Raw genomic sequence first — 24640 nt, forward strand, 5'->3', positions numbered from 1 at the left:
GCGCACTCTAAATCCAGTTGTCCGTATCCTGTCGAATGCGATTGAGAACGCAGCCGGCCAATTGCTGAGCCTGGTCCAGGGGGATGGCGGGCAGGGTTTGTTTGCCACTGGCGAGGAACAGGGTGAGGTTGACCAGCTTCCGTCTTCGCAGGCCCGGAGTCTGGGTCAGGGTAATGGACTGGCATTTTTGCAGGGGCAGGTAATGCCATTGCTGACCGAGCATCCCCTGCCTTAGCCAGAGGCCATCGGTCTGAACCTGGAATCCATGATGGCGGTACTTAAGCTCGATAACCGCCATAAACACCAGGCCCACCAGCAGGGGGACAGCCCAGGCGTGTTCTGTCCCGATAGGGAAAATGGCCACCAGCAGGGACAGGGAAAGAGACAAACCCAGCAACCAGGCCAGCCTCAGATTGCGCCAAAAGGCCGAGATGGGACTCCACCGCTCAGGCAGGGGCACGCTCCCCATCGATTCCTGTACCAGAGCATGGCGCTCCTCCACTTTGACCGAGGGGATGGTCAGTGAACTTCGAGCGCTTTCTCCGGATCCACTGCCACTTACTTGCTTCAGGGTGATGGCCCACAGGCCAACCAGCCTTGCCAGGGGCGATTGGCTCAGGGTCAGGGACTGGATGCGCCGTTTGAGTAGCAGGTCCTGCATCCGGTGCAGGGTGCCGCCACTGAACTGCAGCCGCTCCGGTTCCAGAGACAGCCGGTAGGGGTGGAACTTCAGCAGGCTGACCACGCCAGAAAGCAGGCTGAGAAGCAGATACAGCAATACCAGCAACAGGGTGGCCCCGAGCAGCAGCATCGCCGGGCTCAGGCCGGCGGCAAGAGTCGTCCATTGCCCGGTGACAGGGTGCGCTTCCAGCCATTCCCACCAGGGGTACTGGTCCAGCTGACCATACAGAGGGCCCAGAAACAGCATCAGCCAAGCCAGCTGGTTGAAGCAGAAACCGTGGAGAAACAGCTGCAAAGGGGAGCGGGACAGCTGATCTATTGGGCTGTGCTCGGCTGAGGTTTCCTCCTCCTCAGCGGATTCGGTGGCGGGGATCAGCCTTGCCTTGAGCCGGGTTGCGGCTTTGGGATCCACGGCGCACAACACCGCTTCCTTTTCACCACTGCCTGCGGTTTCCACTACCAGATTGACCTTGCCGATGAGCCTCATGGGCAGAGGCTGTTCCAATCTGACGTTTTGAATTCGCGCCAGGGGCAGCTCCTGCTTCTTGCGGAACAGGGCACCGCTGCGGATACGAAATCGTTGTTGCTGTTCATCAAACTGAAAACGAAACCTCAGCCATTGCAGGGCAGAGGAGAGGAGGATGTGCAGGGACATCAGGGTGATGGCCAGCGGCAGCCAGAAGTCAGGCAGTTTGGCCAGCGCTCCGGTGAAGGCCACCGGCAGCACGTAGATGCCCAGTTTGGCGGCATCCAGCAGGCCATTGGCACTGAAGGCCGCCACAGCCCAGGGGGACAGCCTGTGCCACTGGGTATCAGGGTTCATGGCGGAACCCGGCCTTGGCCATCAGGTGTTGCCTGAGTTGTTCGGCCTGATCTGAGGGGAGTCCGGGTAGGGTGATCTCCGCATGAGGGGAGCCGGCGGTAAATCCCCGCAGAGTCGATAAGCCGTAGAATCGGTCCAGGGGGCCCTGACTGAGCGTGACATGCTGTAAACGGCTCAGGGGCAAACAGGTGTGACGCTGCCAGAAGATGCCGCGGCGCACCACCATATCCTGCTCTCTGACCATATAGCCAAGGCGCCTGGCGCCCAGGTGTCTCAGGTAAACCCATAGGGCAAGAAGCAGGGTCAGCAACAATCCTCCGGTGAGAAGCCAGGGCAGGGCCAGAGCCATGACCAGCATCATCATCGCCAGCGCGATGCTCACCGGGATCAGCCCCAACAGCAGAGTGGTCAGGGCAACCAGCTTGAGATATTCGGCGGCCACCGGAGTGTAGAGGGTGTGCTGTGTCGGTATCCACTGCTCTTGTGGAATGGGGTCGTTCAGGCTCATGAATCCTGCCAATTGTTGCCGTTATGCTTCAAAAAATTAAAGGATTCGTCACCGTGACTCAAGGGGCAGGACCGTTTTCACCCTTCAGCTTATCGCCTGTTTTGTTAGCAAATGTCTTAGTGTCCCTTCGGGATTGTTCTGGCTTGGGAAAGGGCAGCAAAAAAAGAGCAGGGGAGTCGCCTAAGTCTCCTTTGGAGCCTCGGTGTTTTATGCTGACAAAGTGTAAAAGAGGCATCCTATTGTAATCTTTCTGAAAAGATCACTGATGTAGAGTAACAACGCTATTGATGAAATTTATCGAATCCTATTCTGCTCCTTATGTGGTGTGATGCACGTTGCAATTTCATAGTCGTCTCAATTGCTTAGGTCACATCCCTCTGCTAGCTTCAATGGTGATGGAATTTCAAGCAGCTTGATTAGGCAGCGACCAGGGGTCGCTTGGCTCAGGGAGGTGATGCCATGCCGAAGATGAACCTGATGGATTCGCTGTTTTTCCTGGTGGAGTCCAATCAGACCCCCATGCATGTGACACCTATGATGGTGCTGCAGCCGGACGAAACACATCGTCCGGACTTTGCGCTGCGCCTCTATCAAACCCTTCTGGGAAAGCAACCGGTGGAAGCGCCCTTTAACTGGCGTCCCAAGCTCTCCCTAACCGGCAATCATCGTTGGGAAGCGGTGCCGGTGGAGTTGGATTACCATGTGCGTCGCAGTGCGGTGCCCGCCCCTGGGCGCCGTGCTCAGCTCAATGAACTGCTTTGCCGGCTTCAGTCTCAGCCGCTGGATCGGTCCCGACCGCTGTGGGAGCTGTACGTCATCGACGGCATGAGCGACGGCAGCGTGGTGGTGTTTATGAAGCTGCACCATGCCCTGTTCGATGGGGTGGGCCTCAACCGTTACGCCAAAACCATGCTGACCCGCACGCCTGACCATCAGGACTGGACGCCCATCTGGCAATATCCCGCCAAGACCCGGGAGCCCATGGAGGCCCCGGGCTTCGTTAAGACCGCGGTGGCGGCCCTCAGTGGCGCGGCCGGCCAGAGCAAGTTGCTGCCAGAGGCGATGCGCCTAGGCGCGCGGCTGTGTGGCCGGGCCCTGGGTGTGCGCCAAGGGGTCACCAAGGTGCCCTTCACCGCCCCCCTGTCTCTGTTCAACCGTACCCCGGCTTCCGGTCGCAGCTTTGCGTCGTTGACGGTGCCGCTCAAGCGCATCAAGGAGATCAGCGGACGAGGAGGGGCCAGCTTCAATGACGTGATCCTGACCGCCTGCGACATGGCGCTGAATCGTTATCTGGATGAGCGCAGAATCAAGCTGGACCGACCGCTGGTGGTGATGATGCCCATGAGCGTTCGGGACTCGGGACAACTCAATGCCAACAACCAGTTTGTATTTGGCCTGGTGGAGTTGAGTAAAGGGCAGCTGATGCCGCTGCAGCGACTCAATCGCATTCGTCAGGCGGCGATGACCACCAAGAATGAGATCCGTCACTTTTCCGCCGAGTTGTATCAGAAGTATGGGGTGGCCATTCAGGGCCTCTCTCTGGTGGCCGGGCGCATCGGTCTGGAGCGCAAGGTGCCGGCGTCCAGCAACCTGGTCATTTCCACCGTTCCCGGCCCTCAGGAGCCCAGATTCGTGATGGGGGGCAGGGTCACCGAGGTATCGCCCATGTCCGCCTTGCCTCCCGGTCAGAGCCTGAACATCACCACCTACAGTTTCGACGGCAAGGTGTGCTTCGGCTTCCTTGGGTGTCGCAAGGTCATTCCTGATATCGGCATGCTGGCAGCCTACCTGGACAGGGCGTTGGATGAACTGGAGCTGTCGGTGCTGACCCAGCCCATCAGCTTGTTTGATCTCTACCGCCCCGATCTCAAAGGGGAGCCCCTGGCTCAGGATGCCGAGGTGATATTGCCCGAGAAACGGATGAGCGGTGAGGCCGGCTGATGCACAGAGAGCTTCCTCCACTGGAGACGGTGAATCAGGTGCCCAGCTGGCAGGCCCGGGTCTACAACCGCATTCTGAAGATAGGCTTCAAACGGCCCATTCAGAAAAGGAGTCAGATCGCCGAGGTGCGTAAGGTGGCGGCGACCATGGACAGACTGGCAGTGATGCCTGAGGGGACCCATTGTCAGGGTTACCTGATAGATGGCCTCTCCTGTCACTGGTATCGGGTGCCGGAAAGCTGCAGCGGCAAGGTGATTCTCTACCTCCACGGCGGCGGCTTCGTCATCAAGACTCCCCAGACCCATGGCGCCATGCTGGCTCGTCTGTGCGCTCATGCCGGAGCCACCGGGGTGATGGTGGATTACCCACTGGCACCGGAACACCGGGTTGAGAGGGCGTACGACGATGCCCTGACGGCCTATGAGCGGGTGCTGGGGTCCGGGGTGAACCCTCAGCAGGTGGTGATCGCCGGCGACTCAGCCGGAGGAAACCTGACCCTGTCGACTCTTATCGCCATTCGCGACAAGGGGCTGTCAGCCCCGGCCGGTGCCATTCTGTTGTCGCCCTGTACTGACCTGACTCTCTCCGGGGACTCTGTCCTGGGCAACCTTGACCGGGACCCCATGCTCAGCGCCTCCTTCCTGGCCCTGGTGCGCGATTCGGTCGAGGGAAGTGCCGGCATGGAGACCAATCCCCGCTACTCCCCCTATCACGCCGACCTGTCCGGGTTGCCACCGGTGCTGGTGGTGGTGGGGACCGAGGAGCTGCTGCTGGACGACGCCAGGGCGGTCGCCGCCAAGCTGAAACAGAGTGGCAATCGCGGTGAACTGAGGGTGTGGCAGGGGATGCCCCATGTGTTTCAACTGATGCACAGAGTGCCCGAGGCCGCCCGTTGCCTGGGAGAGTGCGGCGAGTTTATCCGCCAGTGCTTTGCCCGATCTCCTGGGTTAACTGATGCGTCTCGAACCACCGCTGAATAAACTCCAGAAACAGCCTGAGTTTGCGGGTCATCAACTGGCGGTCTACGTAGACGGCGTAGAGTTCCATGGTGCCGAAATGATGATCCGTCATCAGCCTGGTCAACTGGCCTGAGGCCAGCTCCTCGCGCACATCCACCTCGGCAATTCGCGCCATTCCCAGGCCATCGAGAATGAACTGGCGTCTGGCCTGGGAGTTGTCGGTGATCACGTCGCCATGAACCTCAACCTCCTCAATTTTTCCCTTGTAGCCCACGTTGGTCCGGTTTGGATGGCGGGAGAAACGGTGAATGATCCAGTTGTGATCCTTAAGATCCTCTATACGGGTCGGGGCGCCGTACCGCTCAAGATACTCTGGACTGGCGCACAGCAGGTAGGGGCACTTGAGTACGGGTCTGGCCACCAGCTGACTGGGCAGCAGGGGCCCAAACCGAAAGGCCACGTCGATGTTTTCCGCCACCAGCTCCTGTATCTGGTCGTTCATAATCAGCTCGATGCCAATGGCAGGGTAGAGGCGCTTAAATTCGATGATGGCCGGCACGATGTGGCGGGTACCAAAGTTGGCGGTGCAGGTGACCTTGAGCCTGCCCTTGGGTTCCCCCTGCAGCTCCGCCAGTCGCTCCTCGGCAGCCTGAATTTCCGAATGAACCCGCAGGCAGCTGTGGTAGTAGTCCTGGCCCGCTTCGGTCAGGCTGAGCTTGCGGGTGGAACGGTTCAGCAGTTTGACCCCGAGCCTGGACTCCAGCTGCTTCACCTGCTGGCTCACCGCCGCCTTGGAGAGTGACAGGGTTTTGGCGGCCTGGGTAAAGCTGCCTTCGGTCACCACGGCGGCAAAGATCTGCATCGCTTCTGAAGTGCTGCGCATGGCCTCTCCAATTGTTCAGGTTTAATTGACAGTGTTCTCGCAAAACCGAATATTTACATACAATCGTGGAGAGCTACAATGCCTGACATCAAGAAACCCCGGTGACATTGCACAAGGAGTCAGCCGTGAACAACTTCGATTACCAAAACCCGACCCGCATCCTGTTTGGACAGGGCGAGATTGCCAATATCGGTAACTGCATCCCTAAGGGCAGCAAGGTACTGGTGCTTTACGGCGGTGGCAGCATCAAGGCCAATGGTGTGTACCAGCAGGTGGCGGATGCCCTGGCTGATTACCAGTGGTTTGAGCACGGCGGCATCTCTCCGAACCCCAAATATGAAGAGCTGATGGGCGCCGTAGACAAGGTCAAGGCGGAAGGGATCGACTTCCTGCTGGCGGTCGGAGGTGGCTCCGTCGCCGATGGCACCAAGTTTGTGGCCGCAGCGGCCCTGTTCGAAGGGGACGATCCCTGGGATATCCTGGCCAAGCAGGCGCCGGTGACCCAGGCGCTGCCACTGGGCACCATCCTGACTCTGCCGGCGACCGGCTCCGAAGCCAACGGCAACTCTGTGGTGACCCGGGGCGAGGACAAACTGGCGTTCAGCTCTCCTCTGGTGTTCCCCCAATTCTCCGTTCTGGACCCGACCACCACCTACACCCTGCCGGCGCGTCAGGTAGCCAACGGAGTGGTGGATGCCTTCGTTCACGTGATGGAGCAGTATCTGACCTACCCGGTCAATGCCCCCATTCAGGACAGGTTTGCCGAGTCTTTGCTGCTGACCCTGATTGAGGAGGGCCCCAAGGCCCTGGCCGATGTGGGCAAGACCGCCGAGGAGCAGAACTACGACGTACGCGCCAACATCATGTGGGCCGCTACCCTGGCTCTGAACACCCTGATTGGCAAAGGGGTGCCTCAGGACTGGGCCACCCACATGATTGGCCATGAACTGACCGCCGCCCTGGGATTGGATCACGCCCAGACCCTGGCCATTGTACTGCCCAACCTGATGCAGGCCCAGCGTGCCACCAAGGGCGCCAAGATGGTGCAGTACGCCGAGCGCGTCTGGGGCATCACCGAGGGTGACGACCAAGCCCGCATCGACGCCGCCATTGCCAAGACCCGCGCCTTCTTCGAGCAGATGCAGGTGAAGACCCGCATCAGTGACTACGGTCATGGCGCCGATGTGGTGGATACCCTGGTGGCTCAGTTGGAGCGCCATGGCATGGTGAAGCTGGGTGAGCATGGTGACATCGACCTGGCCCGCAGCCGCGCCATTCTGGAAGCCGCCGTATAAGACCCTCTGGGTGCAAGAATCGAAACCGCCTCCTTGTGAGGCGGTTTTTTTATGACAGAGTGTTTTGTGTGAGTGGCGGAAAGTATTTCCAATAGAAAGATATTTAGAGAAGAACAGCGGGCCTTGATTGGGGAGGTCAGAAAACTCTCTACAAGGTGATCACTGTCAACCTATTGGCACGGTTTATATTAGTACAATGATTTTTGCCAATCCTTTGTTGAAATTAAGAATTGGTAATTGTCTTACTCGGTCAGGTATGGAAATCGCTGGGCTGATGTGCTCAGGGTAAAAAGGGTCAGGGCTACACTAGGGAAAGTTTCATGAGTTCCATTCACATAAGGGCATTGAAGGTAGCGCTTTTCCCACTGCTGATTTGGACTGCACTGATATTGTTCTCTTATCTGTGGAATGCCAAGTCCATCAGTGCGCAGATTATGGGTCAGGCTTATGCAGAAGCGCGCACCAACCTGAATAAAGACATCACTTTCCGGCGCTGGGGGACTGAGCATGGTGGGGTTTATGTGCCCATCACCGACACCCAGAAATCGGTACCCTGGCTGGATCATATTCCCGACCGCGACGTCACCACCACCGGCGGTCTCGAGCTCACCCTGTTGAACCCTGCCACCATGCTGCATCAGATGATGGATGCCTACGCGGAAGAGTATGGGGTGAGGGAGCGGATTACCGGCTTGAAGCAACTGAATCCTCATAATAAACCGGACGAGTGGGAAACTGAGCAGCTACATGCCTTTGAGCGGGGCGAAAGCAGGGAGGTCTGGGCAGAGGTGGAGATCGAAGGGGTGCCCTACCTGCGTTATTTACGCGCCATGTATATGGAGCCCGGTTGTGACAAGTGCCATGGAATATTGGGCTATAAAACGGGAGATTTACGGGGAGCCATTGGTTTAAATCTTCCTCTTTCAGCCTATTTCGACATGATCGATGAATCTGAAAAGAATTTATTGCTGACATATTTGTCAATCTGGTTTTTAATTGGGATGCTAATGATCACCTTTGGGTATCTTACAATTATCCAAAGGTCAGAAAAGGCCCGCCGTGAACGCGAGAGATTAACTTCTCAGAAAGCACTCAGGATTTATGGCAATGCATTTGAAAGTAGCGGTGATGCCATTCTTATTGCAGATATTGAAAATAGAATCTTTGATGTAAACCCCGCTTTCGAAGAACTGACAGGCTACACCCTGCAAGAAGTAAAAGGCCAGATGACCTCCATCTTGTCCAGTGGAGAAACCAAGGCGAATGTGTATACCGAGATGTGGCATCGCCTTACTGAATTTGGCTTCTGGAGCGGTGAGCTTTGGAATCGGAGAAAGAACGGCGAGATGTATCCTGTCTGGACGTCGATTACCCTGGTCACAGACAGAGAGGAGTCCGAGTCTTTCTACATCGCCAATTACCGGGACATCAGTGAACAGAAAGCTATTCAAGCCCAAATATCTCACCTGGCCCACCACGACATCCTTACCGGACTGAGCAACAGATACAGCCTCGAAGAGCGCTTGGAGCAGGCGATGTTCAGCTGCACCCGAGCACAAAAGGCATTGGCGGTATTGTTCATCGACCTGGATCGCTTTAAAAACATCAACGACTCACTCGGGCATCAGTCAGGGGATAGGTTTCTCATCAAAGTGGCCGACCGCATCAGAGCCTGCGTTCGAGAAGAGGACATTGTGGCGCGCATTGGTGGCGACGAGTTTGTCATAGTGATCACCGGGCTTAAGGATCAGCTCAAGGTGTCTTATGTGGCCGACAAGCTGATGAGAGTGATACAGCAACCGTACCAGTTGAACAATCGCAAGTTGGAAACCACAGCCAGTATTGGCATCTGCCTCTACCCTAATGATGCTCAGACGGTAGCAGACCTGCTCAAGAACGCCGATGTTGCCATGTACCAGGCGAAAGCCCGGGGAGGCAATAATTATCAGTACTTCTCTCCCGTCATGTCCATTGCCGCCAACGAGCGACTGGAGCTGGAACACGACATGCGATCGGCGTTAAGGCTGGGGCGATTTGAGCTGTACTTTCAGCCTCAACTGGACTCGGCCGATCGCACTCTCTTTGGGGTTGAGGCTCTGCTGCGCTGGAATGACCCTGTGAGGGGCATGGTGCCACCGGATAAGTTCATTCCCATTGCCGAGGAGACCGGATTCATTATTCCTCTGGGGGACTGGGTGTTAGAGCAAGCGTGCAAAAAACTCTCCGAGTTAAAACGCACTCAGGACAAACCCATTAAAGTGGCGGTCAATATTTCGGCGAAACAGTTGCAGTCGGACGCCCTGGTGAGCACGGTAGCCGGGCTCATTGATCAGTATTCAATCGAGAAAAATGAGCTGCAGATTGAGATCACCGAATCGGCCGCCATGCAGGAGCCGGAGTTTGCCGCTCATCAGTTGTCTCTGCTCAGTAACCTGGGGGTGTTGCTGGCCATTGATGACTTCGGCACAGGCCACTCCTCTATGGTGTATCTGAAGCGGTTGCCGATTCATACTCTTAAGCTGGATCGCACCTTTGTCGGTGACATTGGTGCGGATGAGGGCGATGAGGAGATCTGCATCGCCACCATCTCTCTGGCTCACAGCCTGGGATTGAGAGTGGTCGCCGAAGGGGTGGAAACCCGGCAGCAGCTGACGTTTCTGGTGTCTCACCGCTGTGATTATTTGCAGGGCTTCCTGTTCAGCAAGCCTCTTTCTGCTGCCGACCTGGACCGATTTATGATGAGAGAGCGTCAGTTCTATTGGTGACCTCTGGGTCTGTCGGCCAGATAAAAAAATCCCCGCAACTGCGGGGATTTTTCTTAGTTGGATTCGCTTAGCTCTCTGCCTGTTGCAGTTCGCCGGCCGGTTCCAGCTCCTCTTTGCCCAGCATCTTCTTAATCAGCTGAGAGGCACTGAAGGCCACCGCCACCATCACAACCGCCATCAGGGTCAACATACCGAAGTAGTCGCCATAGAGGTTCTGGACGATGGACTGGGTGATCTCCTGGCCCTTCTCCACGGCGATGGAGGTGGAGAACACCGCACTGACCACGCCGGAGAGGGCGATGGACACCGAGAACAGGCTGACGGAGAACGCCTCGATATGCTTGGGGGTCACCTGCAGGATGAAGGCCACCACCATGGAGCCAACAATCACCTCGGCCAGGGCCTGGAAGAAGTGGATCACCAGGAACACCTCGGGGCGAATCACCACATCGGTGCCCACGGTCATCACCGCCAGGGTCAGGGTGCCGAACGCCATGGCGGTCAGGATAAAGGCGAAGCCGACCTTGGTGGCGGTGGTGAAGTGGATGCCACGCTTCTCCAGGGAGGAGAACACCAGGGCGATCAGCGGGCCGCCAACCATGCACCACATTGGGTTCATGGCCATGGAAGCTTCAGGCGCCAGCGGGATGAAGCCGAACAGGTCACCGCGCATGGTGTTGATGCTCACCAGGGTCATGGAGGTCATCATCTGGCCGTAGTAGACGAAGAAGGCGATGGAGAGCATCACCATGATCAGGATGGTGCCCATGCGCATCGCTTCGGGCTTCTTCGCCTTGAACATCAGCACCACCAGGTAGCCGATGGCACCCAGACCGATGGCGTACACGATGTTTTTACCGATCTCCATGTTGGAGAACATGAAGAACACCAGGGCGATCATGGCGATGGAGATGGCGACAAACAGTGCCCAGTTGGTCATGCTCACTGGTTTGCGGTCGATCTCAGGGCTGATCTCCAGCAGAGGCTTACGGTTGATCACCATCAGCACGAACGCCAGTATCGCCATGGCGGAGGAGAGGGCGAAGCTGCCGTTGAAGCCAATCACCAGGATGATCATCGGGAAGGCGTATTGGCTGATGAAGGCGCCGATGTTGTTGATGGAGTAGTTCACCGCATAGCCGTTCTCGAAGTCCTCTTCAGTCTTGAAGGTGCGCTTGAACAGAGGCGAGTAGGCGGGGAACATCAGGCCACGGGCGTAACTGGCCAGGGCGATGCCCGCCAGGCTCATGGGTACGTTGGCCATGGAGGCACCCAGTACCAGCAGGGCGTAACCGCCACCGAAGCAGGTAAAGGAGAGGGACAGGGAGCGGTAGGCACCCAGGAAGCGGTCGGCGATGAAGCCGCCTGCGATGGCAAACAGGGGGCCGATGGCCGAGAAGGCACCCACCACCATCATGGTGTCGGCTTCGGAGTATCCCAGGTCTTCCAGGAAGAAGCGGGTCAGTACCGCCATTACGCCATAGAAGGACATGCCAAACATCATCTGGCACACCATCATGGACCTATTCAATCGGTTCCACATAACTACTTCTCTTTGTAGGAACTTTTCGCTCTCGATGGTGAAAAAGAGAACAAATTCAATGATTACAACAGGTTGCGGATTTTACCATCGCCCAGCCCAATCCCCTACGCACGACCTCGCAAAGCGGAATATTGTTCTGCGCCAATCCGGGGCGATTTTGTAAATATTCCTTTACGCGAATGAGATTGGGCTGTGTTTCTCAGTCGGAGGTGACTGAATGGAGTTTGGGGAGAGTCCTAAAGGAAAAGCCCCGCATTGCAGGGCTTTTCTGTGTGGCACAGCCCTTAGGGCAGGTAGGTCAGCAACCTGGCTTTCACTTCGTCGGAAGCAAAGGCGTTCTCCACACTGACCCGGTAGATCTCGAAATACTCCTCGAGAGTCAGATCGAACTCCGTCACCACCTTACGCACCTCGTCGGTCATGGTGGTGTTGGAGACGGTGCGGTTGTCGGTGTTGATGGTGATCAGCACCCCGTCTTTGTGGAACGCCTTGACCGGGTGAGTCGCCAGTGACTCCACCGCCTTGGTCTGGACGTTGCTGCTGGGGCAGGTCTCCAGGGCCACCGACTGGTCTTTCACCAGTTGATAGGCATCAGGATGCCCCTTGATGTGGATGCCGTGACCGATGCGTTCGGCCCCCAGCAGTGCCACGGCGTCGTGCACATTCTGTCCATCCCCTTGCTCACCGGCATGGATGGTCACCCTGAACCCCTTGTCACGGGCGTACTGGGCATAGGGGATGAACTCATGGCAGAAGCCGGAACGTTCACTGCCTGCCAGATCGAAGGCCACGACCCCTTTGCCCAGGAACTGGGCGCCGGCGTCGATGACGTCATTGATTCTGTCTTTGGGCATGGTGCGCAATATGGAGAGGATGTAGTTTCCCCGAATGTCATACTGCTGTTCGGCGCGCTGCATCCCCCTGATGGCACTGCCCATGATCTGATCAAGCTCCAGCCCTTTCTGCATATGCAGCAGCGGGCCGAAACGCACCTCCAGGTACTTCACGTTCTCCAGCGCGGCGTCTTCAAACAGCTCGAAGGAGATACGCTCGATGGCCTCTTCGGTCTGCATCACAGACAGGGGCAGGTCGAAGCGGGAGAGGTATTGATCCAGATTGGGGCAAGTCTCAGGGGCGATCATCAGCGACTTGATATGATCGACATCTTCACTGGGCAGAGACAACTGTTGGCGACGGGCCAGGTCAATGATGGTCTGGGGGCGTACGCTGCCGTCCAGGTGGCAATGAAGATCGATCTTAGGCAAGTCAAAGTGATTCATGAGTCTCTACCTTTCTATAAGGAAAAAAGCTAAAGACTTCATAATCAAGAATTTGCGGCTCTTGGTAGAAACTCCCGAACCATATTATCGGGATTATATGAAGCAAGGTTCGCGGCGAGTCTATCACAGCCTCAATCAGGTTGCCAAGCGGGGTGGAATGGGTATTTTTCGCTGCCTCATTGTTACACTTTGGTGACCTGTGCCTCTATGTCCTCCTATGGCAGTCACACCTCTCTCAACGTGATCCAGGCCCCGTAGAGGGGCTCTCGCCCTTGGAGGTGCGTCGCGACCTCTGGGTAAATAGGGTACACTGGCCGCCAGATTTGGACCGGTGCCGTCTTCAGGACAAGGTTGGACCTGGGTTGCTGGTCTGTGAAAGTCACCATGTAAATGGAACACAACTATAATGAATTCAACAAAAACAGAGACTCTCTTCAGGGGTTACCCGAAGAACTTCTGGGTCGCAAACGGCGTTGAACTGCTGGAGCGAGCCGCCTATTACGGTGTGTTCATCGTAATCACCCTCTATCTCTCCCGAATCCTGGGTTTTAGCGACGTTGAAGCGGCGTGGATCTCCGGCTCCTTCTCCGCCGGCCTCTACTTCCTGCCCACTTTCTCCGGCGCCATTGCCGATCGCATCGGATTCAGAAACTCTCTGATGCTGGCCTTTGGTTTGCTGACCATAGGTTACGCCAGTCTGGCATTCCTGCCGGTCGCCCTGGAGGCTCAGGGCCTGGTGGAGTATGGCCGCCAGGTGGTGTATCACGGCCTGCGTGAAGCGGACGTTCGTTGGGCCATTGTTCCGGTGATGATTGTCATCATGATTGGTGGCTCCTTCATCAAGGCGGTGATCACCGCCACCGTAGCCAAGTCCACCACCGCTGAAACCCGAGCCAAGGGCTTCTCCATCTTCTACATGATGGTGAACATTGGCGCCTTTTCCGGTAAGACCGTGGTGAAACCTCTGCGTGAGTCCATGGGTGACCTGGGCCTGGTGAACCTGAACTACTTTGCCGCAGCGATGACCGCCATCGCCTTTGTCAGCATCTTCCTGTTCTTCAAGACCACCGAGACTGCCGACGAAAAACGCTCCATGGCCGACACCTGGGCGGCGCTGATCAAGGTACTGACCAATGGCCGCCTGATCACCCTGACTCTGATCATCACCGGCTTCTGGATGGTGCAGCACCAGCTGTACGCCACCATGCCCAAGTACGTGCTGCGTATGGCCGGTGAGGGCGCCTCTCCCTCCTGGTACGCCAACGTGAACCCCTTCGTGGTGGTGATGACCGTAGGCGTGGTGACCTCCATGATGCGTGGCCGCACCGCGCTGCAATCCATGACCGTGGGTATGTTCATCATGCCTCTGTCGGCGCTGGCCATGGCTTCCGGCAACATGCTGGATGGCAATGTGGACCTGGGCTTTATGCAGATGCACCCGGTGGCCTTCATGATGATCATGGGCATCGTGCTGCAGGGTCTGGCGGAGTCCTTCATCTCCCCCCGTTTCCTGGAGTATTTCTCCCTGCAGGCACCTAAGGGTGAAGAGGGCCTCTACCTGGGCTTCTCCCACCTGCACTCCTTCATCAGTTCGCTGCTGGGCTTTGGTCTCTCCGGCTACCTGCTGGAAGCCTACTGCCCGGATCCGCGCCTGTTCGCCTCCCAGGCTGAGTGGGCCGCTGCCGCCGCGAACGCGCACTACATCTGGTACTTCTTCGCCGGTATCGCCGCGGTGTCTGCCGTGTCGCTGATCATCTACGGTAAGGTGATTGGTCGCATGGATCGCAAGCTTGAGGCTCAGACGGCCACCGCCTGATAGCACTCATCCAGACACAAAAAAGGGTCCGAAACGGACCCTTTTTTATGGCGGCATCGCCGTAGATTACAGGCGGTCGTCGATGACGGTGCCCGGCGGGAAGGCCTGCAGAAAGGCGCCGCTTTTGAGCATATTCTGTTCCAGGCGGTTCTGGGCGTCGCGGTTGGTTTGTTGTGAGTCGCTGGTGTCCGACAGGCTGGCCGCCTCAGCGGGGGCCGTTTCTGTGCTGTCACCGGATGGTGCGGTATTGACCGCAGTGGCTGAGTTACTCCCGCTGGTGGTGCTGGATGTCTGTGACTCAGTGTCCACTTCCTGCTCCATTTCAGCCAATTCCAGGGTGGCCTGATTCATGATGATGGAGGCCTGGGCGGCGACCCGCCGGTCCTGGTTGGAGGGCTGCATGGGGGCATTGGCGGCTCGGATCACCGTTTCCATCTTTTCGATGGTGGCCTGGGGGTCGCCGTCAACCTTGCTGGTGTCGATGCTGACTTCGCCATTTTGAGCGTACATGCGGCCATCGCTGCCCCGAACAAACTCATACTCTGGCGAACCGGCGTGTTTGCCACCGACCCTGGTGTGTGCCTGTTCGTGAGTGCGCACTTCCTGATCCCGAGCTTTTAGCTGGTCCAGTTGTTGCTCGACCAGTTTGCTTTCAGGATCCTGACTCGCGGCCTTGGGGGCATCCTCACCCTGAGCACCGCTGCTGACCTCTATGCGGTTGTCTCGCCGCTCCTGCTGGCCCTGAGGGTCGCTTTTCTGGCCTTCCCGGGCGGCAGTGGCTGCATCGGCATTGACCGGTACGCTGCCCTGAGGGTTGGCCGGGGCAGGCTGAGTGGCGGGGGCCACGGTCGCCGGGGCGATGTAGGGAGCGGTGTGGTTCAATTGCATGGCGTGAACGGCTCAAGGTGGATTCATGGCCGCTATTATTGCATAAAAACAGGGTGGTTACAGAACCAACGCCAGAGGCTGGCCTGGTTGCAGGTCGGGTGCTAAGGTGGACCGCTGTTTTACCTTTCTATGCATTGGACCCGACCGTTTATGCTTCACTCCGCCCTTGCCGGGTTCAGCCTTGGCCTCTCTCTGATCCTCCCCATTGGCGCGCAGAATGCGTTCGTATTGCGCCAAGGGGTGGCCAGGCAACACGTGTTCCTGATCTGCAGCATCTGTGCGTTTTCCGACGCGCTGCTGATCAGTGCCGGCGTGTTTGGTTTTGGCGAGCTGTTGTTGCTTCACCCTCAGGTTGCCGAGTGGGCACGATGGGGTGGGGCGGTGTTCTTGTGTCTGTATGGCTTGATGAGCCTGAGATCCGCCTGGAAGGCCCGTCACGCCATCAGTGGCCTCGGGGGCGGGGAACAAACCGCGGTGCGGGCGGCGATGACCTGTCTGGCCATCACCTGGCTCAACCCCCATGTCTACCTGGATACCATCGTGCTGCTGGGCTCGGTGTCCACCGGCTACGACGCCAAGGGAGCGTTCGCCTTCGGGGCCATCACCGGCTCCTTCCTGTTCTTCTACTCAGTTGGGTTTGGCGCCAGGCTGTTGTCTCCCCTGTTCAGTCGGGCACGTGCCTGGCAGTGGCTGGAAGCCAGCGTCGGTGTGGTGATGCTGCTGCTTGCCTATAACCTGATTCACACCAACCTGGGCTGAGCCGCGAGGCGCGCCTCGTCAAAGCACCATCTCGGGTTTGCGCCAGAGGTGAGCAGGGCGCAATTGGTGGCAAATTGACGCAATTAGGTCCCTTTTTTCCTTTTTTTATACCAGATGGTAGAAGTTTTCCCACAGGATTCACTGGTCACAATTCCTTGGTTGAGGTCATTCTAATTGAGCCCAAGACACGGTTGCCAACCATCAGAGCAACCGAAATGGCGTCTTTTAGATTGAAAAGGAGTTTCCAATGCGCACCAGGCTTTTGCTTTCTTCCCTGATGTTGGCAATGAGCACTGCACTTGTCGGCTGCGGCAGCGACAGTGACCCGGCCCCACAGACTGAAGACCCGGGCAATCCCGGCCCGAGCGATCCACCCGCCCCACAATTAACCACTTTTAATGTCAGCCTCAGTGCCCCCGATGCGCTGGTGGCGATGCAACGCACCAAGCGCCTGGCTCCCGGCTTTGCCGATGCACTGCTGTCCAAAGCCTGGGCCGTGGACGCGTCAGACATTCCCGCCGAGGGGATTGCCCTGGTGGTGGTGGACTCCAACGGGGTGGTTCTGGAAAGGGTGACGCTCACCGAAGAGAACCTCAGCTACAACGAAGATAACGGCACCTGGGAGATCAGTATCGATGGTGATCCGCGTCTGGACTGCATCGTGCTGTTTGATCTGGATGGAGAGATCACCGTGGAGGTGGGGCAACCGGTGCCCGACGATACTTTGTACGCCCCCACCACGTCGCTGGACGTGGACGTGGATCTGGCATCCACCGCGGCCTATCAGCAACTGCTGAGCAGCATCGCCGAGGATCTCAGCTTTGAGGATGTGGGCATTGACCCCACGGACCCCGATGCCGTGGCCGAGCTGGAACAGGTGATCAATGAGCTTCAGGAGCAGTTTGATGAGCTTGTCACCGAGGGCAACATCAACCTGGATGGCTACAGCGATGTGGCCGAACTGCTCGCCGCCGTGGAGACCATAGTTGAAGAGGTGGTGGAGTCTGGTCTGGCCGACCTGGCGGGAGAGTCCGCAGCCACCTTGGCGGCGGAGTTTGCCGAAGGGGGCACTGGGGTCACCTGGTTCGAATCTTGGAGCTGGGAGGATGGCTATGGCTACGAGCTGGAGATGGAGTATGGCCGGTTGACCCCGGTTACCGATGCTTTTTATGAGCTGGACGCCGAGTCCATGGCCTGGAGCGAGGCGATGAGCTACGACTCCAGCGCCGATGCCGATGGCAACCTGGTGCTGACCGATACTGGCTGGCAGCAGATGGCCGACTACTGGGCCTTTGTCGGCGTGAACGATGACGGCTCCCTGGGCTTCAGTGATGCCAAGGAGAGTGTTGGCTACAGGCTGTTCGCCGACATCAGCGTCACTCTTGCAGGAAGAGATCTGAAGGAGTTCCTCTCGGTGCGCTCTGAAACCGCGATCCTGAGCGCACTGCTCAAGGAGGGGGTCAGCTTTGCGGACGGAGACCTGGCGTTTAAGGTTTCCGATGAGCGCCTGGCCTACGGTTACGAACTCTTTACCTATGACGATGGCTTGGCCACCGCTTGGCGGTACGGCGAGCAGGGTGCCCTGAGTGCTGTCCCAAGCCTGTCAGATATTCCTGCGGCCACCGCCGGGGAGGGACCAGAGGGAGGCCTGTGGCTCAACACCGATTATGGCAGCAAGTGGGGCAATCACTTCGTGGCCAAGCTGGTGGATGATGAAGCCAAGACGGTGAACTTCTACCTTATCGATCAGCAGGCCGGCACCACCACCATGGCGGGCAGTGGCAGCTGGAGTTATCAGACTCATGCCGGTTTGGGGGAGGGGGGCCAGTTGATTCAGTTTGCCATACCCCAGGCGGTCAGCGACCAGCTAACCGAGTCTCCCGAGTATGCAACTGTAATCGTGGCTAACTATCAGGACGGTGACAGTGCCGGTGCCTTTATGGGGGCCATGATGGACGCCGGCAGCGGCGATGAGGACACCTGGGTGTTCAACCACAGCGCCGGTCAGAAGATTGTCGACGCCGTCGAGTTTGCCTATCTGGATCAGTTCAGCTTTGGCTCGGCCAACGCCTGTGAGCTGGAGTCGGATTATTCCGATGACGCCTACGATGGCCTTGGCGGTCCGGTGGAGCTGCCCTACACCGACAGAGCCTTCTATCGGATGGTGAGCCTGTGTCAGAAACGCTCTGACACCGATAAGCCCTTTACCACCGAGCTGATCTCCGGCAAGAGCGCCACCCTGTTTGAAGATGAATCCGTCACCTTCAATGCGGACGGCACCACCTTGTGGGAGGGCGAGGATGAAAGCGTCACAGGAGCCTGGGAGATCACCGACGAGGGTCATTTGAAGATGACCATAGGCCCCATTGAGATCGCAGGAAACTCAGGTGAGACCTACACCCTGACCGATGAAGAGATTCTGGTCATTGTCGCCAGCGAGGGGAACAGCCTGGATGTGCGCGGCTTCTATCGCAACTCCCTCTGGGCAGAGATGGGCCCTGACGGTGAGGGGGAAGGCTTGCAATCCTTCCAAGGTGAAATTTACCGTGCTGTGTTGACCATTGAAGAGTAGGCACCGCTGCCGTCTATAACAAAGGGCCTCTTCTGAGGCCTTTCTCTTATCTGATGGTTATCCCTGTGGCTGTTGGTCGCCGGCATTTCTGAGGGGTTTTAGTGGGGCGAAAAAGTCACAGGCTTCGCGCACGGCACTGGTTGGCTGTTCCCAGGCGCCGCATAGATCGCGCTGGTTTTCCGGTTTGCGGATAAACTGGCGGCACTGTCCACATCGCTTCATGGCTGACTCCTTCTCTGCTCTTTTTCGCTGCTGGATTTTCGACCTTAGCACGGCGCCAGTGACTGAAAATTCACCTTAAGCGACTGGCTAATCAAATTGAGAGCCGGATCCCGCAATCGTCCCTAAAAGGGGTCAGAGTTTCACTCGGCCAGATCCAGGCTGAGCCATAACCTGTCCCTGTGTTGGATCCCCTGTTCGAACAGAGGCTCAGCGTAGTGAGTCAGAAAGTAATCCCGCTGGACCTGGGTCACCCGAAACCCCAGCCGCTGATAAAAGGTAAGCTGGGGGCCAAAACTGCCGGTACCCAGTTCGACCCGATGTATCCCCTTGGCGGACAATTGCTCCAGGGTCCAGCGCAGCAGTGCGGTGCCTATGCCTTGCCCCTGCTTTGAGGGTATGACGGCCAGATTAAGGATCTCAGCAGCGTCGTTTCTATCGGGCAGCACCAGACAGGCGCCAAGATAGACTCCGTCCTGTGTGGCGGCGAAGCCCAAACAGCTGTTGATGTAGCCGCGAATCTTCTCCTCGCAGGGGTCTGCCTCAAGCAGCAGAGGCATGGGCAGTTGCGACGGTGAGATTTCCACCAGTTCCATTGTTAATTCTGCTTTGTTGGTCAGCGATGCTCCAATCATATTACAGATTTGGGCTTGATCTCAGCTAATGCCGAGGCGGGCGGATATGGGCATACTGAGTGTCGTTTTTCCTATTAGGACAGCGAGATGAGACGTCTAATTCTATTTGGGTTGTGGGTGGCGGTAACGGCACTGGGGGCACAGGCAAAACAGCTTCAGCCTCATGTGGCGTACGGTTGGGATGACAAAATAGACAACCAGAAGGATCACCCCGAGTACAGTGCCGCCATACTGGCACCGGCCATCTTCACTAACCCCAGAGCCGAGACCTACAAGGTGCATCAGGGGCGCTTCTGGCAGTGTGCGACCCGGGATGAGAATGGTCAGTGTATTCAGGTTAAGTTTGTCGGTTATACCGCGGAGGCACAGCAGACAATGGCGAGTAATGAGATCCCCATGAGCCGAGAAGAGTACCGCCGTACCAAAGAGCTTATCGAGCAGATGATGATGGAGCTCAGGTTTCGCGGCATGGAGGACAACCACCCTATGATTCAGCAGGCATTGAAGCAGGGCAGGGCGATGCATATGCAGCTGCTGACCCAGGAGCAGGAGTAGCAAGTTGCCCTACACTTAGGGGTTGTCTCTGTCGATTGACAGAGGCCATCTCACTCATAAACGGGAGGCAGCTATGGGCTCATTGGCAAGCATTGTCGAGCGGGGCTGGCAGGCGGTTGGCGCCGGCGAGTTTGATCAACTGGTTGAGGATTATGTCGATGAGATGTCCTTCATCATGCCCGGACAAACAGACTGTCTCAAAGGCCGCGGAGCCTTTCGTCAGGCCTTGAATGGCCTGGGGGAGATTTTACCGCCGGGATTTGAGATCACCGCCATGCGCCATTTGCAAGGGGAGCAGGAGGTGGTCTCCATTATTGAGTGGCGCTCAGATAAAGTTGATGCGTCACAGCTCACCGTGCTGTTCAAGTTCACCGATGACAAGATCCATGAAGAGAGATGGTTCATCGACACCCAGCAGTGGAAAAGTGCCTTCTAGGGCGGCAGTGATGCAGCTCGAATGCTGGCCGTTGTGCCCATAGTGCATCGGTCCGGGCTCTCACCATCGCATTTGATGTATCAGCGACTTAACACTGGTGATGATATTTGCTAGTGTATTGAAATTAATGATAAAAATTTGAGGCAAAGGATGGCGTCTGGACAATGTAATTGTGGTGCGGTGGCGTTTGAGATCACCGCCCCCATCTCCCAGGTCTATGTGTGCCACTGCTCCATCTGCCGTAAGGCTACGGGGACCAATGGCATTGCCGTGGTGGTGGTGAGCAACGATGCATTTCGCTGGGTGCGTGGCCAGGAGAAGATTGCCACCTGGTCAAAGCCCGATGCGGATTGGCAAAAGTGGTTCTGTACCACCTGTGGTTCGCCCCTGCCTGGCGCAAACGATGCGGAAAGTACGTTCGTCCCCGCAGGCCTGCTGACCGGGGGAGACGAGCAGCTCAAGGTGGCCCATCATATCTGGGTCGACTCCAAGGCGCACTGGGATGAGATTGGCGACAGCGGCAAGCTTCATCCCGAAGCCTTTGGTGGTTAGCCTTTAACAATATTGCCCGGTAAACATGCCGGGCGATCTATTTCGCCCACCTCAGAATGTAGGCGAAACAACAATATAAAAGCAGTAATCAACAAAGGAAGTAGTATGAAGAACTTGGTTTTGGCCGCCTCGCTGGCCTTAGCTCTGGTCGGCTGTGCCTCAACGCCGGTGCTGAATGGATCTCCCATTGAAGTGACTCAGGGAGACACCAAGAATTACTGGGTGTTGAAACAGAGTCAGTTCACGACCAGTACGCCCCATAAAAGGATTCCCAGTCAGGGTGCAGTCGTAGAAGTACGGTATTTGATTGATTCAAATGGCCAGACTCATGAGGCTGAAGTAATTAAAGCCGAGCCGATTAAAGGTTGGAATCGTTCGGCACTAAATGCAGTTAAAAAAATGGAATATGTGGCGGTACCAGGTAATCCTGATAAAACGCCGGTTTATACCGTTACCGAGTTCACCTTTAAGGTAGAAGATTCGGCGCAGTCCAAGCCCAAACCTCCTGTGGAGTGGCCGCAAAACTACCTCTAAGAGTGTGAACCGGAGAATCAACCTTGATTCTTAGGCTCAGGGCAATTATGCCAAAACGCAAATAGCCCCCTCCGGAGTGCTTGCATTCTGCAGCACTCCAGAAACCTTCTTCTACATAATCCAGTTAATTCAAATGGATAGATGATATTTCAGCTTGTGCACGCTTCTTGCTGTACCGGGGAAGGTAACCGAGGAGTGCATCATGAGTCTGATAATGGGTTTCTATACGCCACAGTGGCAGGCGCAGCACCACGATATTGCTCACACCCTGGGCGAGCGCTACCCCTTTGCCCGCTGCATTAAGGACGATCGCTGTGTGTTGCTCTGCGAGAGTGAAGACAACTGGGGAAGCGGGGACTGGCACCAGCGCGGTGAGGTGGTGATGTGCTGTTTTGGTCACCCGTTGCTCAGTGGCGATCGTCACCGAGATCTGATTCGCCTGACTCACGAAGAGTTCGATCCACTTCGTCTTCACGATGCCCAGGGCAGTTATCTGCTGGTGCATTACAACAGGCTCAAACAAAAGCTGACCCTGTGTGCCGACCCTCTCTCAATTCGCCCCTTCTACACCATGGAACTGGGGGGCTTCATCCTGTTTTCAAACCGGATGAAGCCCCTGGTGGAAATGGCAGGAGTGGTTGACAGGAACCGGGCGGCCCAGCTGGAGTTCGCCCTGCTTGGCTACACTCTGGGCAGTCACACGCCCTACGCGGGCATCCGCGCCAGCCGCCCGGGCGAGGTTTTGTCCATCGATAATGGGGGGCTGCAAAGGCGGCGCCATCATTGTTGGCACTACGGTTTCCCCCTGGACAAGGAGCAAGGGGTGCTGGCCCTGGATTGGGCCTTCAAGCAGGCTGTAGGCCGCTACTGTGGCGGGGATTCTGGCTTCGTGTCGACCTTAAGTGGCGGAATGGACTCCCGGGTCATCGCCACCGAGTTGCTCAGGCGGCGGGCCAACCTTCACTGTCTCAATTTCTCCCGACACCAGAGTCAGGACCTATGGTGTGCTCAAACTTTCGCCCAGCATCATGACCTGCCGCTGACCGTGGTGGAGGTGGAGGATACCCAGGCGTTCAGCTGCGAACAGCGGCTGGGCCAGCACTGGACCCCTCAAGCCTTCGATCACTATCACGATGTAGAGCGGCCGCGACTGGTATGGTCCGGCAACGGCGGCAGCGTCTGTGTGGGACAGATCTACACCTCGAAGCCTCTGCTCAAAGCGGTAGCCGAGGGCGACCCGGAGGCGGTCATCGACGCCTACATTGAGCAGCAACAGGCCTATGTGCCCCAGGCGCTGGTCAGCGATGGCAACAATGAGCAGTTGAGATTCAAAGAACGGCTGATGACAGCCCTGGGTGAATACGGCCACCTGCCCATGGGTAAGGCCTGGCAGCTGTTCTTATGGGAGAACGACCAGCATCAGCATGTGGCCGTGCCTTTTGAGGAGATGGACCAGTTCAACCTGGATTTCTATCTGCCGTTTTACGCCAAAGGAGTGCTGGAGGCGATGTTTGCCATGCCCATGGAGGCGGCCGCCCGCCACGGGGTGTATATGAGCTGGGTCAACCGCTGCTACCCGCAGATGCTGACTACCCCCTGGCAAACTTATCCTGGTCATATTCCCTGCCCATTGGAGCTTCCTGAGTCTTTGCAGCACCAGTGGCAGTTTCGTTTGCCCAGAGGCACTCGCCATCATCTGCAAAGAAAGGGCTGGAAGGCGGTCCTTCGCGGTCAGGGAACCTTAAACAAGGGGGCCATTGCCGCGCGCTGCCTGGCGGATCTCTTGGGGATCAGAGACACCAGCGCTCATCTTAAGTTTGTGGCTCAGTATGAGCGCTGGTAGGGGGACAGCGATTAGCGGGACAGGTAGGCCACCAGGAACTGACTGATGGCGACCAGGTCCGCCACCGCAATCTCCTCTTCGGTGGTGTGCACCTTGGCCATGCCGGTGGACAGATTGACCGTGGTCAGCCCCTTCTCATTGAAGATGTTGGCGTCGCTGCCACCGCCGGTGGGGCGGGTCTGCGGGCTCACTCCGATGGCTTCGAAGCCCTGCTTGATGCCGGTGATCAGAGGGTGATCATCGGCGATGCGGTAGGCGTTGTAGGCGCGCTTGGTCTCAATGGCGACCTTGGCGCCGTGCTCCGCGGCCACAGACTCCAGGGTTTCTACCATGTGCTGGGTTTGTGCGGCCAGCTTGCCATCGTCCAGGGAGCGGGCTTCCGCCTCCAGGTAGAGTTCAGGCATCACAATGTTGGTGGCGTTGCCGCCTTTGACCACGCCAATGTTGGCGGTGGTTTCCTCGTCAATGCGTGACAGCTTCATCTTGGTGATGGCGTCGGCTGCCACGGTCAGGGCGTTGATGCCGGTCTCCGGGGCCAGGCCGGCGTGGGCCGGTTTGCCGGTGATGGTTGCCTTGATGTTCTGCTGACCCGGGGCCACGGTGATGATGGTGCCAATGGGGCCGCCAGAGTCCAGCACGATGGCTTGTTTGGACTGGATGGGGCTCATGTCGAAGTTCTTGGAGCCGTGCAGGCCCCCCTCTTCGAAGACGGTGAAGGCCAGTTCGATGGTGGGGTGGGGCAGGCCCTGCTCTTTGAGGATGCGCACCGCTTCCATGATGGCGGCGATGCCGGACTTGTCGTCGCCACCCAAAATGGTGTCGCCGGCGGAGCGGATGATGCCCTGTTCGATGACCGGCTCGATGCCGTTGCCCGGAGTCACCGTGTCCATATGACAGCTCAGCAGGATCTGCTCTTCGGTCCCCTCCAGGCGGGCATAGAGGTTAAAGCCGTTGGACAGCTCCTCGGCCACCGGCAGACGCTGTACGTCAAAGCCGAGTTCACCCAGTTGCTCAGCCAGGGTGGAGGCGATCGCCTTTTCATTGCCGGACTCGCTGTCGATGCGCACCAGATCCAAGAAGTGCTGCACCAAACGCTGTTCGTTGATGGTGGTCATATGGGGCTCCCTAAAATGTTGACCCGGCACTCTAGCCA

The 24640-nt window shown here is 57.4% G+C and carries 21 protein-coding genes and 1 riboswitch; of the genes, 12 read left to right on the forward strand and 9 right to left on the reverse strand.

Going from position 1 to position 24640, the window contains the following annotated elements; genetic code table 11:
- Positions 1 to 7 precede the first annotated feature (7 nt).
- The gene (locus QUE41_RS08675) at positions 8 to 1504 is read right to left on the reverse strand and encodes a PH domain-containing protein (protein WP_286342477.1); all 1497 of its coding nucleotides are present in this window, start codon (positions 1502 to 1504) and stop codon (positions 8 to 10) included.
- On the reverse strand, positions 1494 to 2012 hold the full coding sequence (locus QUE41_RS08680; protein WP_286342478.1) for a PH domain-containing protein: 519 nt from the start codon (positions 2010 to 2012) through the stop codon (positions 1494 to 1496). Before QUE41_RS08680 ends, QUE41_RS08675 begins: the two co-directional genes overlap by 11 nt.
- A 459-nt stretch (positions 2013 to 2471) precedes the next feature.
- Between QUE41_RS08680 and QUE41_RS08685 the strand changes: the two genes are divergently transcribed.
- Entirely contained in the window at positions 2472 to 3953 is a 1482-nt protein-coding gene (locus QUE41_RS08685) for a wax ester/triacylglycerol synthase family O-acyltransferase (RefSeq protein ID WP_286342479.1), read from the forward strand.
- Positions 3953 to 4933 carry an alpha/beta hydrolase gene (locus tag QUE41_RS08690; RefSeq protein WP_286342480.1) on the forward strand — a complete coding sequence of 327 codons (981 nt, stop codon included), beginning with the start codon at positions 3953 to 3955 and terminating at the stop codon, positions 4931 to 4933. The genes QUE41_RS08685 and QUE41_RS08690 overlap by 1 nt, the downstream gene beginning before the upstream one ends.
- On the opposite strand, the gene QUE41_RS08695 is transcribed toward QUE41_RS08690, so the two are convergent.
- Positions 4869 to 5795: a LysR family transcriptional regulator gene (locus QUE41_RS08695; RefSeq protein WP_286342481.1), complete on the reverse strand. Its 927-nt coding sequence runs from the start codon at positions 5793 to 5795 to the stop codon at positions 4869 to 4871. The genes QUE41_RS08690 and QUE41_RS08695 overlap by 65 nt on opposite strands.
- Positions 5796 to 5920: 125 nt before the next feature.
- Between QUE41_RS08695 and QUE41_RS08700 the strand changes: the two genes are divergently transcribed.
- Complete coding sequence (locus tag QUE41_RS08700) at positions 5921 to 7090, forward strand: iron-containing alcohol dehydrogenase (RefSeq protein WP_286342482.1); 1170 nt, start codon at positions 5921 to 5923, stop codon at positions 7088 to 7090.
- Positions 7091 to 7410: 320 nt separating this feature from the next.
- Complete coding sequence (locus tag QUE41_RS08705) at positions 7411 to 9855, forward strand: EAL domain-containing protein (RefSeq protein WP_286342483.1); 2445 nt, start codon at positions 7411 to 7413, stop codon at positions 9853 to 9855.
- A gap of 67 nt (positions 9856 to 9922) precedes the next feature.
- Here the strand turns inward: QUE41_RS08705 and QUE41_RS08710 are convergent, their stop codons facing one another.
- Positions 9923 to 11359, reverse strand: coding sequence for a peptide MFS transporter (locus tag QUE41_RS08710; protein WP_286342484.1), 1437 nt, complete (start codon positions 11357 to 11359; stop codon positions 9923 to 9925).
- 323 nt (positions 11360 to 11682) lie between these two features.
- Positions 11683 to 12678, reverse strand: a complete 996-nt coding sequence (gene add / locus QUE41_RS08715; protein WP_286342485.1) for an adenosine deaminase — start codon at positions 12676 to 12678, stop codon at positions 11683 to 11685.
- Positions 12679 to 12699: 21 nt separating this feature from the next.
- Positions 12700 to 12799, reverse strand: a riboswitch (purine riboswitch).
- A 285-nt stretch (positions 12800 to 13084) separates the two neighbouring features.
- On the opposite strand from add, the gene QUE41_RS08720 reads away from it, so the two are divergent.
- The gene (locus QUE41_RS08720; protein ID WP_286342486.1) at positions 13085 to 14494 is read left to right on the forward strand and encodes an MFS transporter; all 1410 of its coding nucleotides are present in this window, start codon (positions 13085 to 13087) and stop codon (positions 14492 to 14494) included.
- Positions 14495 to 14560: 66 nt separating this feature from the next.
- On the opposite strand, the gene QUE41_RS08725 is transcribed toward QUE41_RS08720, so the two are convergent.
- Positions 14561 to 15382, reverse strand: coding sequence for a putative metalloprotease CJM1_0395 family protein (locus QUE41_RS08725; protein WP_286342487.1), 822 nt, complete (start codon positions 15380 to 15382; stop codon positions 14561 to 14563).
- A 150-nt stretch (positions 15383 to 15532) separates the two neighbouring features.
- Here QUE41_RS08725 and QUE41_RS08730 point away from each other — a divergent pair, with 150 nt between their 5' ends.
- Both QUE41_RS08730 and QUE41_RS08735 read left to right on the forward strand, forming a co-directional pair.
- A complete protein-coding gene (locus tag QUE41_RS08730) occupies positions 15533 to 16141 on the forward strand; it encodes a LysE/ArgO family amino acid transporter (protein ID WP_286342488.1) in 609 nt (202 codons plus the stop codon).
- Between the two features lie 247 nt (positions 16142 to 16388).
- The gene (locus tag QUE41_RS08735; protein WP_286342489.1) at positions 16389 to 18713 is read left to right on the forward strand and encodes a hypothetical protein; all 2325 of its coding nucleotides are present in this window, start codon (positions 16389 to 16391) and stop codon (positions 18711 to 18713) included.
- A gap of 57 nt (positions 18714 to 18770) precedes the next feature.
- Here the strand turns inward: QUE41_RS08735 and QUE41_RS08740 are convergent, their stop codons facing one another.
- The gene (locus tag QUE41_RS08740) at positions 18771 to 18935 is read right to left on the reverse strand and encodes a hypothetical protein (protein ID WP_286342490.1); all 165 of its coding nucleotides are present in this window, start codon (positions 18933 to 18935) and stop codon (positions 18771 to 18773) included.
- A gap of 140 nt (positions 18936 to 19075) precedes the next feature.
- The gene (locus QUE41_RS08745) at positions 19076 to 19528 is read right to left on the reverse strand and encodes a GNAT family N-acetyltransferase (RefSeq protein WP_286342491.1); all 453 of its coding nucleotides are present in this window, start codon (positions 19526 to 19528) and stop codon (positions 19076 to 19078) included.
- Positions 19529 to 19654: 126 nt separating this feature from the next.
- Between QUE41_RS08745 and QUE41_RS08750 the strand changes: the two genes are divergently transcribed.
- From QUE41_RS08750 to QUE41_RS08770, 5 genes are all read left to right on the forward strand, one after another.
- The gene (locus tag QUE41_RS08750; RefSeq protein WP_286342492.1) at positions 19655 to 20122 is read left to right on the forward strand and encodes a hypothetical protein; all 468 of its coding nucleotides are present in this window, start codon (positions 19655 to 19657) and stop codon (positions 20120 to 20122) included.
- A gap of 73 nt (positions 20123 to 20195) precedes the next feature.
- A complete protein-coding gene (locus QUE41_RS08755; protein ID WP_286342493.1) occupies positions 20196 to 20558 on the forward strand; it encodes a nuclear transport factor 2 family protein in 363 nt (120 codons plus the stop codon).
- 150 nt (positions 20559 to 20708) lie between these two features.
- Positions 20709 to 21110, forward strand: coding sequence for a GFA family protein (locus tag QUE41_RS08760; protein ID WP_286342494.1), 402 nt, complete (start codon positions 20709 to 20711; stop codon positions 21108 to 21110).
- A 105-nt stretch (positions 21111 to 21215) separates the two neighbouring features.
- The gene (locus QUE41_RS08765) at positions 21216 to 21644 is read left to right on the forward strand and encodes a TonB family protein (protein WP_286342495.1); all 429 of its coding nucleotides are present in this window, start codon (positions 21216 to 21218) and stop codon (positions 21642 to 21644) included.
- 202 nt (positions 21645 to 21846) lie between these two features.
- Positions 21847 to 23487: an asparagine synthetase B family protein gene (locus QUE41_RS08770; RefSeq protein ID WP_286342496.1), complete on the forward strand. Its 1641-nt coding sequence runs from the start codon at positions 21847 to 21849 to the stop codon at positions 23485 to 23487.
- A gap of 11 nt (positions 23488 to 23498) precedes the next feature.
- Here QUE41_RS08770 and QUE41_RS08775 read toward each other — a convergent pair whose 3' ends face one another.
- Positions 23499 to 24602 (reverse strand): M20/M25/M40 family metallo-hydrolase, encoded by a 1104-nt coding sequence (locus tag QUE41_RS08775; protein WP_286342497.1) that lies wholly within the window; start codon positions 24600 to 24602, stop codon positions 23499 to 23501.
- Positions 24603 to 24640: the final 38 nt, after the last annotated feature.

The sequence above is a fragment of the Ferrimonas sp. YFM genome (assembly GCF_030296015.1).
Classification (GTDB): Bacteria; Pseudomonadota; Gammaproteobacteria; order Enterobacterales; family Shewanellaceae; genus Ferrimonas.

Bases quoted from the DNA above. Each gene is read 5' to 3' on its own strand.
- QUE41_RS08675 (WP_286342477.1), bottom strand. From the start codon at position 1,504: ATGAACCCTGATACCCAGTGGCACAGGCTGTCCCCCTGGGCTGTGGCG.
- QUE41_RS08680 (WP_286342478.1), bottom strand. From the start codon at position 2,012: ATGAGCCTGAACGACCCCATTCCACAAGAGCAGTGGATACCGACACAG.
- QUE41_RS08685 (WP_286342479.1), top strand. From the start codon at position 2,472: ATGCCGAAGATGAACCTGATGGATTCGCTGTTTTTCCTGGTGGAGTCC.
- QUE41_RS08690 (WP_286342480.1), top strand. From the start codon at position 3,953: ATGCACAGAGAGCTTCCTCCACTGGAGACGGTGAATCAGGTGCCCAGC.
- QUE41_RS08695 (WP_286342481.1), bottom strand. From the start codon at position 5,795: ATGCGCAGCACTTCAGAAGCGATGCAGATCTTTGCCGCCGTGGTGACC.
- QUE41_RS08705 (WP_286342483.1), top strand. From the start codon at position 7,411: ATGAGTTCCATTCACATAAGGGCATTGAAGGTAGCGCTTTTCCCACTG.
- QUE41_RS08710 (WP_286342484.1), bottom strand. From the start codon at position 11,359: ATGATGTTTGGCATGTCCTTCTATGGCGTAATGGCGGTACTGACCCGC.
- add (WP_286342485.1), bottom strand. From the start codon at position 12,678: ATGAATCACTTTGACTTGCCTAAGATCGATCTTCATTGCCACCTGGAC.
- QUE41_RS08720 (WP_286342486.1), top strand. From the start codon at position 13,085: ATGAATTCAACAAAAACAGAGACTCTCTTCAGGGGTTACCCGAAGAAC.
- QUE41_RS08725 (WP_286342487.1), bottom strand. From the start codon at position 15,382: ATGCAATTGAACCACACCGCTCCCTACATCGCCCCGGCGACCGTGGCC.
- QUE41_RS08730 (WP_286342488.1), top strand. From the start codon at position 15,533: ATGCTTCACTCCGCCCTTGCCGGGTTCAGCCTTGGCCTCTCTCTGATC.
- QUE41_RS08735 (WP_286342489.1), top strand. From the start codon at position 16,389: ATGCGCACCAGGCTTTTGCTTTCTTCCCTGATGTTGGCAATGAGCACT.
- QUE41_RS08740 (WP_286342490.1), bottom strand. From the start codon at position 18,935: ATGAAGCGATGTGGACAGTGCCGCCAGTTTATCCGCAAACCGGAAAAC.
- QUE41_RS08745 (WP_286342491.1), bottom strand. From the start codon at position 19,528: ATGGAACTGGTGGAAATCTCACCGTCGCAACTGCCCATGCCTCTGCTG.
- QUE41_RS08750 (WP_286342492.1), top strand. From the start codon at position 19,655: ATGAGACGTCTAATTCTATTTGGGTTGTGGGTGGCGGTAACGGCACTG.
- QUE41_RS08755 (WP_286342493.1), top strand. From the start codon at position 20,196: ATGGGCTCATTGGCAAGCATTGTCGAGCGGGGCTGGCAGGCGGTTGGC.
- QUE41_RS08760 (WP_286342494.1), top strand. From the start codon at position 20,709: ATGGCGTCTGGACAATGTAATTGTGGTGCGGTGGCGTTTGAGATCACC.
- QUE41_RS08765 (WP_286342495.1), top strand. From the start codon at position 21,216: ATGAAGAACTTGGTTTTGGCCGCCTCGCTGGCCTTAGCTCTGGTCGGC.
- QUE41_RS08770 (WP_286342496.1), top strand. From the start codon at position 21,847: ATGAGTCTGATAATGGGTTTCTATACGCCACAGTGGCAGGCGCAGCAC.
- QUE41_RS08775 (WP_286342497.1), bottom strand. From the start codon at position 24,602: ATGACCACCATCAACGAACAGCGTTTGGTGCAGCACTTCTTGGATCTG.